Source organism: Pleurocapsa sp. PCC 7319 (genome assembly GCF_000332195.1).
Lineage (GTDB): Bacteria > Cyanobacteriota > Cyanobacteriia > Cyanobacteriales > Xenococcaceae > Waterburya.
Window position 1 is genome coordinate 3,322,620 of the sequence record NZ_KB235922.1, and the last position, 14,357, is coordinate 3,336,976.

At 39.8% G+C, this 14,357-nt stretch carries 10 protein-coding genes and 1 pseudogene; 5 read left to right on the top strand and 6 right to left on the bottom strand.

Translation table 11 applies throughout. The annotated features are described in order from the left end of the window. Positions 1–100 precede the first annotated feature (100 nt). Positions 101–3,670, bottom strand: a complete 3,570-nt coding sequence (locus tag PLEUR7319_RS0119095) for an NB-ARC domain-containing protein (protein WP_019506832.1) — start codon at positions 3,668–3,670, stop codon at positions 101–103. Positions 3,671–4,094: 424 nt separating this feature from the next. Between PLEUR7319_RS0119095 and nuoH the strand changes: the two genes are divergently transcribed. The 3 genes and pseudogenes from nuoH (at position 4,095) to PLEUR7319_RS0119110 (ending at position 8,000) form a co-directional block, all read left to right on the top strand. Beyond that, positions 4,095–5,246 (top strand): NADH-quinone oxidoreductase subunit NuoH, encoded by a 1,152-nt coding sequence (gene nuoH / locus PLEUR7319_RS0119100; RefSeq protein WP_019506833.1) that lies wholly within the window; start codon positions 4,095–4,097, stop codon positions 5,244–5,246. Positions 5,247–5,287: 41 nt separating this feature from the next. Beyond that, positions 5,288–5,827 (top strand): annotated as a pseudogene (locus PLEUR7319_RS36015) (thiopurine S-methyltransferase); the annotation flags it as partial. Between the two features lie 85 nt (positions 5,828–5,912). Further along, the gene (locus tag PLEUR7319_RS0119110; RefSeq protein WP_019506835.1) at positions 5,913–8,000 is read left to right on the top strand and encodes a prolyl oligopeptidase family serine peptidase; all 2,088 of its coding nucleotides are present in this window, start codon (positions 5,913–5,915) and stop codon (positions 7,998–8,000) included. Positions 8,001–8,271: 271 nt separating this feature from the next. On the opposite strand, the gene PLEUR7319_RS0119115 is transcribed toward PLEUR7319_RS0119110, so the two are convergent. Both PLEUR7319_RS0119115 and PLEUR7319_RS0119120 read right to left on the bottom strand, forming a co-directional pair. Continuing rightward, positions 8,272–8,478 carry a hypothetical protein gene (locus PLEUR7319_RS0119115; RefSeq protein ID WP_019506836.1) on the bottom strand — a complete coding sequence of 69 codons (207 nt, stop codon included), beginning with the start codon at positions 8,476–8,478 and terminating at the stop codon, positions 8,272–8,274. A gap of 176 nt (positions 8,479–8,654) precedes the next feature. Then, complete coding sequence (locus tag PLEUR7319_RS0119120; RefSeq protein ID WP_144054340.1) at positions 8,655–8,924, bottom strand: hypothetical protein; 270 nt, start codon at positions 8,922–8,924, stop codon at positions 8,655–8,657. 212 nt (positions 8,925–9,136) lie between these two features. On the opposite strand from PLEUR7319_RS0119120, the gene PLEUR7319_RS0119125 reads away from it, so the two are divergent. Together PLEUR7319_RS0119125 and fmt are read left to right on the top strand one after the other, a co-directional pair. After that, entirely contained in the window at positions 9,137–9,517 is a 381-nt protein-coding gene (locus tag PLEUR7319_RS0119125; RefSeq protein ID WP_019506838.1) for a hypothetical protein, read from the top strand. Positions 9,518–9,583: 66 nt separating this feature from the next. Beyond that, positions 9,584–10,585 (top strand): methionyl-tRNA formyltransferase, encoded by a 1,002-nt coding sequence (gene fmt / locus PLEUR7319_RS0119130; protein WP_019506839.1) that lies wholly within the window; start codon positions 9,584–9,586, stop codon positions 10,583–10,585. Between the two features lie 55 nt (positions 10,586–10,640). On the opposite strand, the gene PLEUR7319_RS0119135 is transcribed toward fmt, so the two are convergent. From PLEUR7319_RS0119135 to PLEUR7319_RS0119145, 3 genes are all read right to left on the bottom strand, one after another. Beyond that, on the bottom strand, positions 10,641–11,009 hold the full coding sequence (locus PLEUR7319_RS0119135) for a DUF6464 family protein (RefSeq protein ID WP_019506840.1): 369 nt from the start codon (positions 11,007–11,009) through the stop codon (positions 10,641–10,643). A gap of 359 nt (positions 11,010–11,368) precedes the next feature. Beyond that, on the bottom strand, positions 11,369–13,072 hold the full coding sequence (locus PLEUR7319_RS0119140) for an aconitase/3-isopropylmalate dehydratase large subunit family protein (protein ID WP_019506841.1): 1,704 nt from the start codon (positions 13,070–13,072) through the stop codon (positions 11,369–11,371). 21 nt (positions 13,073–13,093) lie between these two features. Beyond that, positions 13,094–14,263: a hypothetical protein gene (locus tag PLEUR7319_RS0119145; RefSeq protein ID WP_019506842.1), complete on the bottom strand. Its 1,170-nt coding sequence runs from the start codon at positions 14,261–14,263 to the stop codon at positions 13,094–13,096. Between the last annotated feature and the right edge of the window lie 94 nt (positions 14,264–14,357).

Consider the following 14,357-nt stretch of genomic DNA (forward strand, 5'->3'; position numbering starts at 1 on the left):
TTTTATTTTATCTGTTTTGTTTGCTTTCTAGTAGTCTGCCAATTTTGAAATGATGGATGCTAAAAAAGTTCGGAGTTATAGGTTATAGGTTAGTTCAAAGTTAATTGGCGATCGCACCTAAAGCGCACAATGTTAATTGTTGTGCTTCCGTTAACCCTGTGACCCCTGTGATGTTCATCCCTTCATAGGGTCGGTCAGCTTTTAGAGTTCTCAAACAACTATCCGTATGCAGATCCCAAAGTTTGATCGTTTCATCTGAGCTACTGCTAGCTAGGGTTTGTCCATCGGGGCTAAAGGCTACTGACCAAACCTGACTAATGTGTCCCTTGAGAGTTTTCAGGCATTTACCCTGTTGAGGCTCCCAGAGTTTGATCGTTTGGTCATAAGAGCCACTGGCAAGAATTTGCCCATCGGGACTCCACGCTACTGAGCAGACTTGACCAGTATGACCTAATAAAGTTTTCAGGCATTTACCCTGTTGAGGTTCCCAGAGTTTGATCGTTTGGTCATAAGAGCCACTGGCAAGAATTTGCCCATCGGGACTCCATGCTACTGACCTAACCCAATTTTCATGTCCTTCCAACGAAAGTAAGCATTGACCTGTATTTGGATTCCATAACTTCACGGTTTGATCGTAAGAGCCACTAGCGAGGGTTTTACCATCGGGACTCCAGGCTACAGAGTGAACTGAATCACTATGCCCCTTCAAAGTAAGTAAACATTGACCTGAGCTTATGTCCCAAAGTTTTACAGTGTGGTCATTACTACCACTAGCGATTGTCTGTCCGTCGGGACTTATTGCCACTGACCACACTAAACCAGTATGACCAGTGCAAGTTTTCCGGCACTTACCCTGTTTTGTATCCCAGAGTTTGACTGTGTGATCGTCGCTGCCACTAGCGACTATTTGTCCGTTGGGACTCCATGCCAATAAAGAAACTAAACCAGTATGACCGAGCATAGTTTTCCAGCATTTCCCTTCACTGATACTCCAGAGCTTGACTGTTCCATCCTCACTGCTACTGGCAAGGGTTTGTCCATCGGGACTCCACACTGCTGAAAACACCCAGTTGGTATAGCCTTGTAAAGCTTTGAGACATTTACCCGTACTTGGATTCCAGAGTCTCACGCTTTGGTCGAAAGAGCCACTAACAAGGGTTTGTCCATCGGGACTCCAAGCTAATGACCAAACCCACTTAGTATGCCCATGGAAGGTTTGGAGACATTTTCCTTCTTTAACGTCCCAAAGCTTCACTGTTTGGTCATGAGAACTACTGGCAAGGTTTTGAGCATTAGGACTCCAGACTACTGAGGAAACCCAATAGGTGTGCCCTTGAAGAGTATGAAGACATCGACCAGTATGAAGATGCCAGAGTTTTATCGTTTGGTCGTCACTACCACTAGCCAGCATCTTACCGTCAGGACTTATTGCCACCGATCTGACCCAATTAGTATGTCCAGATAAAATTTGGCGACATTTCTCTTGTTGGACATCCCAAATCCTGATTGTTTGGTCATCACCTCCACTAGCAAGCACCGTACCGTCTGGACTCCAAGCTACTGACATCACCCAATTCTTATGTCCAGATAAAATTTGGCTGCATTTCTCTTGTTGAACATCCCAAATCCTGATTGTTTGGTCATCACCTCCACTAGCAAGCATCTTACCGTCTGGACTCCAAGCTATTGATAACACCCAATTAGTATGTCCTGTTAAAGTTTTTACGCAATGACCTGTAAGAGGATTCCAAAGCCTGATGGTTTTATCGTAGGAGCTACTAGCAAGCATATTGCCGTTGGGACTCCAAGCTAATGATACGACCCAACTAGTATGTCCCTGAAAAGTTAAGAGCGATTGGCTTTGCCACTGTCCGAAGGGCGATCGCCAAGGAGCAACTTGCCAGAGATGAACCTCTCCTTTGGTATCTCCGATCGCCAAGTACTCGCCATTAGGACTAAATGCTACGGCTAAAATACTGCCAAAGGTCTGAGAAAAAACTGACTTGGTTAGATCGGTGTAGGAAAAATTGACGTGCTGTAAGTTTAGTCCTTGGAGATAAGCTTGACATATCTTCAGACTGGAAAAATCATAGCCAGTTAAATCAATTTGCAGGTGATGACTTAGATTAATCAAGTTGCCACCTGCGTAACCTGATAAAGTTGTACCTGATTCTCGCAACAACTTGAGAATTTTCTGAAGCTGTTGTTCGATTGCTGTTAAAGAACCCAAATTGTTGCGTAACTGAGATGCTATTGGTTCTAAAATTAGTCTAATTTGACTCTCTCTAACATAGTCTTTGACCGTGGTTTTTAGCAGAGCATGACTATAGAAAAGAGGTAAATTAGAACAACTAGCCTCGATAACTTCATGGTAAATCTGTTCAATTAAACGTTTAGTAACGTATTCCATAACTACTGGCTGTTGGGTATAACTGCCAGCTTGCTTCTCAATTAGCGATCGCCAAATCAAAGATTCTAGAGCTTCTAATAAATCTCCCCTAGAAACAGTAGGTACAATATCTTCTATCAACTCAGCAATAGTCGTCCATTCTCGATTAATCGCTAACCAATACATAATCGTCTTCTCCAATGGAGCCAGACGTTCAAATTGTTGGTCTAAAAGCTTTTGAATACTGTTAAAAACAGTTGTATCTTGAGCCAGAAATTCTCCAATCTCACCGTCAAATAAGTCTTGAATCGATGTGGCGACAATCTTTAAAGCGAGAGGATTACCACCATAACGGGTACATAACTGTTGCTGTTGCTTTTCTGAACCAGAAAGTCCCTTGACTTGAATTAATTTCTGGGCAGCCTCAGTCGAACCTGTTAATTGCAGAGAGCGAACCGCTAGATCTATTCCTTCTATAGCAGCTATTTCAGCTGGCTTTTCTCGACTAGTAAGTATCAGACAGCTAGAGTGAGCTGTTTCCCCGATCAACCTAAATAGTTGAGCATAATTTTCGTAACCAACACGATATTGTCCAGCGCAATCCCCTGGGAGTAAAATTGTTTCCACATTGTCTAGAATTATCAGACTGCGCGAGGAGCGCAAACACTGAAGTAGCAACTTGATTTCTCCCTGGGTTTTCTCTTCTGCCGATAAAAATGGAATCAGCTCTCCCAAAAGAGTTTCTAGGGGAGGTGCATTACGCAAGCTTCGCCAAATAACATACTCAAACTGTTCTTGAAGCTGTTGGGCTATTTTTACTGCTAAAGCAGTTTTGCCAATGCCCCCCATACCTAATACACTTACTAGCCGACAGCGATCAGTCAGAATCCACTTTTCTAGAGTTGCCAGTTCTGCTATGCGTCCATAAAATACGGAGACATCAATGGCTTCTCCCCAGTCTTGTTGCAGGGAAATTACTTTTTTATTGGGGATTTGGGTTGTCGAAGTTTGTTTAAGATAGTCACTAGGAGTAAGGGTAAGATTAAAAGCACTAAAATAATCTTCAAGCGATCGCTTATCTACAGGGGCTTGACGGCGACGAACTTTGGTCAAAGTATGAGAACTCAGTCCCGTTAACTCATTCAAGTCTTCCAGAGTGTAGGGATGTGCGCAATTTGTCTCCTTTTCTGATTCTGTTTGAGCCGACTGGAGACGTTGCCAACCAACAGGAGATAGAATTACTCCCCGTTTACGCTTTGACCGTTGCTGGAAGTTAGGCATGGTTATGGTAGGTAGGACACAAAAGCTCTGCTATATAGACGTTCTCATGGTCATGAGGTACTGTTTGAAATCCTGGTTGTTGTTAATGGCTAATGGCTAATTGTTCATTGAGAAATACCTAACAAGTCTGAGAATTGCTATGTCTGCTTTCCTCTTTTATTTCATCTTAAATCTAATTGAAGCTTAAGTTGCCCGTTGATTAGCTCTCTAGATTTTGTAAGTGTTGAAAAGTTCTTGATAACTAGCATTGATGGTTTTTTGCTGTTGAGTCTAAGTTGTCTGCTTAACTTCTCATCTTGCCTGGTGCTTCCTGGGCAATCTTGGCAGACTACGAATATACATCTCAAGTTGGAATTAGATTTTATCTACAGAGAAATCAAGACAAATCTAAAGCCGCCAGAACTCAAATGAGAAGGTGATGAAAATGAATCCAATTTTGCTCTTGACTATTAGTAATGAGATTAACTTTCAAGCAAGTTTTATCAAGATTCTTACAGATTGTGGTTTGACTACTGGAGTAGCTAAAGCTCTTTGGATGCCAATACCCATGATTCTGGTAATTGTCTTAGCTACATTATTAGCATTAGTAGGAACTTGGTTAGAACGCAAAATATCTGCTGCCGCTCAACAAAGAATTGGTCCAGAATATATTGGACCTCAAGGGATACTAGTTCCGATAGCCGATGTAATTAAGTTGATTTTTAAGGAAGTAACAACGCCAACACAAGCCGAATCTTTTCTATTTATGTTCGCTCCTGTGTTGGTAATCGTGCCGATTTTGCTCTCTTTTCTCATTGTTCCCTTTGGTCAACAGCTAATTCTCGGCAATATTGGCATGGGAATTTTTCTCTGGATTGCTCTTTCGAGTATTGTTCCTATTGGTGCGCTGATGGCTGGCTATGCCTCCAACAATAAATATTCCCTTCTGGGAGGATTACGCTCAGCTGCCCAGTCGATAAGTTACGAAGTTCCCTTGGCTCTATCTGTTTTAGCTATTGTAATGATGTCGGATAGTCTTAGTACGTTAGAAATTGTCGCTCAGCAATCTAGTCAGGGAATATTGAGCTGGAATATTTGGCGGCAACCTATTGGGGTAGTTATTTTCTGGATTGCCGCTTTAGCTGAAGCCGAACGTCTTCCTTTTGATTTGCCAGAAGCAGAAGAGGAACTAGTCGCAGGATATCAAACTGAGTATGGTGGTGTGAGATTTATGCTCTTTTATGGCAGTTCTTATCTCAATTTAGTTCTTTCCTCGATAATCTTTTCTGTCCTTTACCTTGGCGGTTGGAGTTTTCCAATCCCGATAGAGCTTCTAGCTAGTTGGATGGGAGTAAGTGAAGGGGCGCTCTGGTTTACACCTATTGTCTTCAGCTTGGGTATTACGATGACTTTATTCAAAGCTTATCTAATGATTTTTATAGCTATCCTCATGCGCTGGACAGTCCCTAGAGTTCGGATTGACCAATTATTGGATTTAGGCTGGAAATTTTTGCTTCCTGTTTCTTTGCTCAACTTGATTTTAACTGCTGCCGGCAAACTCTTGTTGCCAATTACCTTTAATATTTTTACTGCTTAGGATGTCTTTCGGTCACAAGTTGAACTGGCGATCGCGCAGCTCATGTAGTAGGAATAGAACTTTCATCTCAGGCGATCGAGCAATTTTTTCAAAAGCATAATCTGACTTATCGTCAAACTGCTGATAAGCGATACGAAGCAGAAGGAATTACCGTTTTTAATCGCAATATTTTTAATATAAAACCTGCTGAAGTCGGCAAAATTGATTTGGTTTATGATCGTGCCGCTTTGGTGGCATTACCTGAGGGTTTGCGGCAGCTTTATCAACGTAAAGTTGATGAATTTATGTCTGTTGGTTCAAAATGTTTGTTGATAACGTTAGAATTTCAACCTTATTTGGGAGCGAAACCACCATTTAGTATTACTCCTGAAGAAGTTCAAAGTTATTATGGCGATCGCTACATCATCGATCACATTGAAAAACAAGAACAACCCGAACATCGCATGGTTCAAAAGTTCAATTTAGATTTTCTTAAAGAACATGGTTTTTTCTTGACTAAAATTGCTGAAAAGAAAACTAGAAAATTTTTTGATTTCTGGCAAGTCAAAACACCTTCTAAAGAGCGATCGCGTTTGATTTAGCCATAATGGAGCAACAATTAAGTGTAGTACTCTGCCCTGAGCTTACAATCGTTTCCAGACACCATTATGCTGTAAACAGATATTAATGGAGTTCTTTGTTGTGACATCTTCTCGTAATACTTTGGTTTACCCTCATACCCATCAAGTAGAGCAAAGCGATAACTATCATGGTGTGGAGGTAAAAGATCCTTATCGTTGGCTCGAAAATCCCGATTCAGAAGAAACTAAAGCCTGGGTAAAAGCCCAAAATCAAGTCACTACTAATTATTTAGAGACTATTTCGGCTAAAGAGCAGATTCAGCAAAGACTAACTCAGCTCTGGGATTATGAAAAATACAGTAGTCCCTTTAAACGAGGAGAGCGTTATTTTTATTTCAAAAATGACGGTTTACAAAATCAAAGTGTTTTATATACTTTAGACTCTCTGGATGATGAAGGAACAGTCTTAATAGATCCGAATACCTTATCGGCAGATGGTACAGTCGCGTTATCAGGTTTGTCCATTAGTGATGATGGTAAGTTGATGGCTTATGGCTTGTCTAGCGCCGGCTCGGATTGGGTAGAATATCGAGTAAGAGATATTGAATCAGGACAAGATTGTCCCGATCATCTTCAATGGATTAAATTTTCTGGAGCGTCTTGGACCAAAGACAATCAGGGATTTTTCTATAGTCGCTACGATGAACCCAATGAGCAAACCAAACTAGAAGATGTTAACTATTATCAAAAGCTTTATTATCATCGCTTAGGTACAGAACAAGCAGAAGACATTTTAATTTATCATCGTCCTGACCAAAAAGAGTGGGGTTTTAGTGGTGGTGTCACCGAAGATGGCAAGTATCTAATTATCAGTGTTTGGCTCGGTACAGATACTAAGAATTTAGTTTTCTATCAAAATTTAGAACAGCCAGATAGCGAGGTTGTGGAGTTAATTAGTGAGTTTGAAGCGAGCTACGGTGTAATCGACAATGATGGTGATATTTTTTGGGTACAGACTGATTTAGATGCACCTCGGGGTAAGGTAATTGCTATCGATCTTCATAATCCGCAGAAAGCCAACTGGCAAGAAATTATCCCCGAAGCACCAGAAACTCTGGAAAGTGTTGGCATACTCAATTATCAATTTGTGGCCAATTATCTGCAAGATGCGCGATCGCAAGTTAAAATCTTCAATCTTGATGGTACTTTTGTTCGAGAAGTAGAGTTACCAGGAATTGGCTCTGCTGGTGGCTTCGGTGGTAAAAGACACGATACTGAAACTTTTTATACCTTTACTAGTTTTACGACTCCTGCAACTATTTATCGCTACGATATGAACACAGGAAAAAGTCAACTGTTTCGTCAACCGCAAGTAGACTTCAACCCTAATGATTACCAAACTCAGCAGGTATTTTATTCCAGCCCAGATGGAACCAAAATACCGATGTTTATCACCCACAAAAAAGGAATCAAACTTGATGGTAATAATCCCACCTATCTTTATGCCTATGGTGGTTTTAATATTTCCCTAACCCCTAGCTTTTCCATCAGTAATCTGGTTTGGCTGGAAATGGGTGGTATTTATGCCGTACCTAATTTACGGGGTGGTGGTGAATATGGTGAAGCCTGGCATCAGGCGGGAATGAAAGATAAAAAACAAAATGTCTTTGATGACTTTATCGCGGCAGCGGAATGGTTAATCGCCAATAAATATACTTGTAGTGAGAGATTAGCGATCGCCGGCGGTAGTAATGGCGGTTTGTTAGTAGGTGCTTGTATGACTCAACGTCCTGACCTCTTTGCAGCCGTTATTCCCGCTGTAGGTGTATTAGATATGCTGCGCTTTCACAAATTTACCATTGGCTGGGCTTGGTGTACGGAATATGGTAGCCCCGATCATGAGGAAGATTTTGCAACTCTCTATACTTATTCTCCACTGCACAATCTGAAACAGGGTACAGCTTACCCAGCAACTATGATTACTACTGCCGATCATGACGATCGGGTTGTTCCTGCTCATAGTTTTAAGTTTGCTGCTGCTTTACAAGCTGCTCACCAAGGAGATAACCCTGTCTTAATTCGGATTGAGACCAAGGCGGGTCATGGTGCCGGAAAACCTACCACTAAAATCATTGAAGAAGCCGCAGATAAATGGGCATTTTTAGTGTCCAATCTCGATATGGAGCAACACTAAATCCGATTGACAGATGTTATATCAAGTTCGGTTGAATACTTAAATTAAGAATGAGGTCAAGTAACAAGTAACAAGTAACAAGTAATAAGTTTTTCAGGTCTGCAATAAGCCTGTTTATTTCAATTAATTATCCGTACTTGATGTTATGTAAGTAGTCTGAATAGGAGACTGGGAGAGAATCAATACTTATTACTTCGTTTTTAAGCTCATCCCACCCACAAATGTGGTGGGGATAGTTCTCCCATGCAGTCGCGTACTTGTTAATAGGTAATTAATAAGAGGTATTTTGCTGCAAATACTCAAGATTTTGAATCACAGATTTGCCTTGTTCAATGGCAGTTTGCAGAGTAGGATAAATTCCTTCAAAATTATGAACCTTATTCTCCTGATCGATAATACTTAAGTGGTATAAATTTCCCGATTCATTGCAGACAATCAAGCTATATTCATTGAAACCAAGTAAAGTTTTAATTTTCATCTGTTATTAAAAGATATTATTATTGACTGTCTTATATTGCTAATTAGGAAAATATTACTATCTCAGAAAAATTTCTACCAAGAAATTACTGAGTTTTAATGGATTCTACAAATACTTGTCAGTAGAAACACTGATATTACTACTCTCGAACGACCTTGGAGTAATAATTAGCAACTTTAGTTATTTAATAATAGATCTAATAAGAATAAACCTAAAAATATACCTAAAGAGATCTTGCTGCCACCCAAGAGAAAGGTCCAAAAGCGATGGTAACTATTGACTACAGTACCGTCGACTGCTTCCAGTTGAATTAAATCCATCCAAGGCATAATATCGCGACGGAACCAACCTTGGCTGTAAACTGGAGAACCAATCAAACTTTCTGCTCGTTTCATGCCAAACAAAAAAAGTGGCGTTGGTGAACTGGAGATTACCGCGTTGAACATATTTTAGTGTTACAAATTGTTTTTAAGTGGCGATCTCTAGCCTGAAAAACCATGTAGTTTTCACCACAACCACAATATGGAAACTTGCTAAATAGTTTACTCTATGTAATTTATAACCTTATATATATGCAATTTAAATATACAAGGTTATAACTGAGCTATTTATTGTAGCTATGACTAGTTATTATAATTAGTCAATCAATTATCTATATATGAATAGTTATGAGGAAAGTAATCGTGCAAATCAGGCGGCACTATTAGCAAAAAGAGATAGTGAAAATATTAAAAACAATGGTGTGGCAATATTAGAATATTATCGTAGCGGATGGAGTGTAGTTGAAATAGCAGCTTTAACTAGCGAATCTGAAGCTACTGCTATTAGAATCTCTGCCATCAGAAATTTTATCAATCGAGTAAATTCAATTATTGGCTTAATTAAGTCTCATGTTGAGGGACTTTCAGCCAATGAAATTGCCAAAAAGCTCAATATTGAAATAAGTGTTGTCGTAGATGAATTAGAGTGGTTTCAGCAGAGTAACATTATTGTTCAAAAAGGTGAGGTTTGGATACATAAAAAGTACGAGTACGAGTAAAACGAATTGGAGAAGTTGCACATCACGTTAATTATTTATTAGAACAAGAATTATATTTTTCACACTATGAAAATAGTTTTTTTTGGTACTCCTCAATTTGCTGTGGCTACGTTAAGTAAACTCCTTGAACATCCCGAACTGGAAGTATTGGGAGCAGTGACACAACCAGATAAAAGAAGAGGCAGAGGGAACAAAACAGTACCTTCGCCAGTTAAACAAATAGCACTAGAACATGATTTACCCATCTGGCAACCCTCTAGAATTAAAAAAGACCAAGAAACTTTAGATCATCTAAGGGCGACTCATGCAGATGCTTTTGTGGTGGTAGCTTATGGACAAATTTTATCCCCGGAAATACTTTCAATGCCCAAACTAGGGTGTATTAATGTTCATGGTTCACTATTACCTAGCTATCGTGGTGCGGCACCGATTCAGTGGAGTATTGTTAATGGCGATCGCCTGACGGGAATTACCACGATGTTAATGGATCGGGGAATGGATACGGGGGATATGTTACTCAAAGCTGAAACTGAGATTAAGTTACTGGATAATGCTCATGATTTAGCTGCTAAACTTGCGCTCCAAGGAGCAGATTTGTTGATAGAAACCCTGTTTAAACTAGAGCAAAAAGTAATTACGCCCATTCCTCAAGATAATGCTCAGGCAACCTATGCGCGACTAATCGATAAAGCTGATTTTGCCATTAATTGGTCAAAAAGTGCCTTAGAAATACATAATCAAGTTCGTGGTTTTTTTCCTAATTGTGTTGCCAAACTACAAGACAAAAAATTAAAAATCAGTGCTACTGTACCAATTACTGAAGCGACCATCAAAGACTTGCCAGAAAAATATAGTAGTTTAAAACAGCAATATTCAGAACTAGCCTCTTTAAAAGGCGAACCAGGGGAAATAGTTAAGAATGTTAAAAACTTGGGCGCATTAGTGCAGACAGGCTCAGGATCGTTGCTATTAGAACAAGTGCAACTTGCGGGAAAACGTTCTCAATCTGGTTGGGACTTTGTCAATGGAATGCGTTTACAAGAGGGAACAAAGATTGATAATGGATAGTTAGCGGTTTCTATTATTGATAGAATTAATACCTAGCAATCAATAATGAGCAAGATTAACAATCATCAACTGATTCAAACAAGCGACAGCCCTCGCAAGGACCTTCAGGATTGACTGCACAGCGCATGATTTCCGAACGAGCGTTAAATTTACAATCTGCATTACCAATCACATAGCGATCGCCAATTAAAGTAGTTTCTTCTGGTCTTTTCGATTCTTGAACATGAAGGGTGGCTTTATCAAACCGATATCCTCCTACACGATATTGGTAGAAATGATGACGTTCGAGAATGGCATAGGTTTTGCCTTCGATTTCCATGTAGTTTCCTGGTTGCAGTTGGCGATCAAGATAGAGCTTAGCAATACATTGACGAGCAGGAGTGAGAATAATTTCTGTAGGTAATAGATTTTTCTTAAGCAACATGAAAATTTATAGACATTAAGCTTCATTGAAAAATATTAACGCGATCTGGTTTTGATCGACAGCAGTTATTAATGTCTATCATTTACTCCAAATATTTTATATGCCTAATGTAAATTAAAAAATTTAAAGATAACATTAGTAGCTATCAGCTGTCAGATATCAGCTATTTAGATAATAATCTAAGTACAGAAGTCAAAATCCTCAATTCATTGAAATTTGTGAGAGATAACAGCTAAATTTGCCGAAAAGTGCCAATAAAAGCGCCACAAATATATCGATCAAAGAGACTAAGAGCTGATAGCTAAAAACCGTTTAATCTGAACGAAGCTATTTCACATCAAGCGTTTTATACTCAATGCCTAAGACAGTCGATCTGTAATTCTGCCTTCAATGGCAGAAATAGCAACTACTCTGGGAGAAGCGAGATAGTTTTTGGCACTGGGATCGCCACTGCGTCCAGTAAAGTTACGATTAGTGGCATAGATGCCTGTTTCTTCTTTTCCTAAGACTCCTCGACCAGAATTAATGCAAGCACCACAACCAGACTTGAGAATTTGTACTCCTGCTCGCTCAAAAATATCTAAATATCCTAGTTGCTGTGCTTGATTGAGAACAGCTTGGGAAGCTGGGACAACGTGCATTTGCACTTTAGGATTAATATAGCGATCGCGCAAAACGGATGCAGCTACGGCTAAATCGGTTAGTTTGCCTCCGGTGCAAGAGCCAACAAAGGCGCGAGTAATGGGGATATCATCTAATTCACTAATATTTTTTACCCGATCGGGTTTGGGGGGACAAGCTACCTGAGGTTCTAAATTAGTCAAATCAAAACGATAAATGTGTTCGTATTCGGCTTCGGCATCTCCTGTAACGCTGCTAAACTCTGACTGCACACGATCTTTTAAATAGTCTTGGGTTATGGCATCAGGAGCAATTAAGCCACACACTGCTCCGCACTCCACCGCCATATTACTGAGAGTCATGCGCTCATCAATCGATAAACTCTTAATAACACTACCGCGAAACTCCATAACCTTACCCATAGCTCCCTGACAGCCAATTTGTCCGAGGATAAATAACATAATATCTTTGGCACTAATATCAGAAGGTAATTGTCCTGAAAGCTCAAATACTAAAGTTGCTGGGACTTTAATCCACATATCTCCAGTTGCTAAAATATTAGCCATATCAGTTGTGCCAACTCCTGTCGAGAAACTACCGAAAGCACCGTAAGTACAGCTATGAGAATCCGTCCCTGCAATGATCATGCCTGGCTGAATCAAACCTGATTCGGGTAATAAGACATGACAAATACCCGCAGCTTCTCCAGGAGAAACCAAATCAAATAATTGACAGCCATGTCGCTTGGCGAAAGTAACCATTTGTTCGTAGAGTTTAGTTGCCTGAGGATCTACCCTGATATCGTTTACTTGAATAAAATGATCGGCAACCAATACTAATTTAGTAGCATCCCAAACTTGAGCATCTTTGCCAAAATGCTGATGAAATAGATTAAATACTGGTGCTGCGATCGCATCATGGGACATAGCCAGATCTACCTTGGCAAATACTACTTCTCCTGGTTGCACATATTCATTACCCGAAGCTTGGGCTAATAATTTCTCCGCCATGGTCATGGGGCGGGCGGAAGTAGTGCTTTGAGGGATAGCAATCTTGCCCAGTAATCTTTGCTGATTAAAAGGAGTGAGACCATTAGCTTTAGCGATCGCCTGAACTATGGGATTGGTTTGCTGAGAATCTATGATTTCCAGATTTAGCCCAATATTAATGCTGTTGCGATAAAAAATTTCGGCAAAAGAACGAGCACGGACGGTTTTGATTCCTGCTGCTTTGATCGCTAGCGCAGCATACTCTCGACTTGAGCCACAACCAAAGTTTTTCCCTGCTTCGATAACGTCATAACCTAACAAAGTATCGATACCAATTAAATGTTCCAAGACAAAATGTTTTTGATGTTCTGGATCGGGATTAGTAGTGCGATCGGCAGGAATAATATCATCAGTATTGATATCATCACCAACGGTTAGGATTTTTGACTGCATTTTTTTAGGTTGATCTTATTATTAAATTTTATTTTTTAATATTTTCAAGACTTCTTGAGCAGAAAAAGAACGCTTTTGTTCAATGGAAATAGCTTTGATTATTTCACGATACCTTTGATATTCTTGCTCCGATCTGGGGTCATTCAGATAATGTTCAAAGAGATATTTAAAATTACTAGCTCCGCTACATTTACCAAACCAAATTTCAGGTTCACCATAGGGGAAGAGATAATATGAATAGCGATCGCGTAGTAAAGATTGGACGTGAATTCCCGTTTCATAGCGTAGAGCTTCCGGAGAAAAAGGCATATTCGCCTTGATGTTGTGCTGTGCTAAATATTTACCTACCTTTGCCAAGGCATCATAGTTAATTCCTTCTACTTCCCAGCCCAAGCGCAATTTTATCCCATGCAAAACTTGCTCAATCGCAACATTGCCAGCTCTTTCGCCAATACCGCCAAAAGTTCCTGAGATACCTGTAGCTCCAGACATTAATGCCTGAATCGTGTTCTCTAACGCCAAACCACTATCATTATGGAAATGAACATTTAAAGAAGCATTGGGGGCAAACTCAAGCAGATTACGAATCCAATATTTAGTTGTTTCTGGAGTTAAAATACCAACGGTATCGCAGAGTAGAAAATGTTCTAAGTAAGGCTCAAATTTGGTAATACATTCTACGAGAAAATCAAAATCAGCGCGGCTGGCATCCTCAGCGGCAAAACATATTTTTAAGCCTAGAGATTTAGCATAGTTTAAATGTGCTAAAACTTTATTCAACATTCTACCGCGAACTTGCTCAATCAGCTGTAGATCAGCAACTTCATCGATAGTTTTTTGACGATGGAGAGGATCTTGGCGAATTTTCTCATCCCTCAGCCACAAAAGGCGATCGCTTACCGCATGAAACAAGATCAAAGTTTGGGCACCACATTCTTGAGATTGCCGAATAAAACTCTCTCCCATCATAGTGGAAGCGACAATTTGCTTTTGTAAACCTTGATTAATTAAACTGCTAACTAAAGCTGCTTCAGTATTATGAATAGCAGGCATTAAAGCCAGATGATGTACTCCTGTCTGGGCAATTAATTGCGCTAAATTACCTTTGGTATTGTGATCGAGAAATAATCCTACCTGTTGTTCGCCATCTCGAAGAGTTTCATCAAAAATGGTTAATCTAATCTTGGTCATCACAACAATATAGGCAATTTGTCAGTTTAAGGCAGATGGTCTTACTTAAGGCAATTAAGCTCTCAATATAACAGCAATAATTCCCAAATTTTTC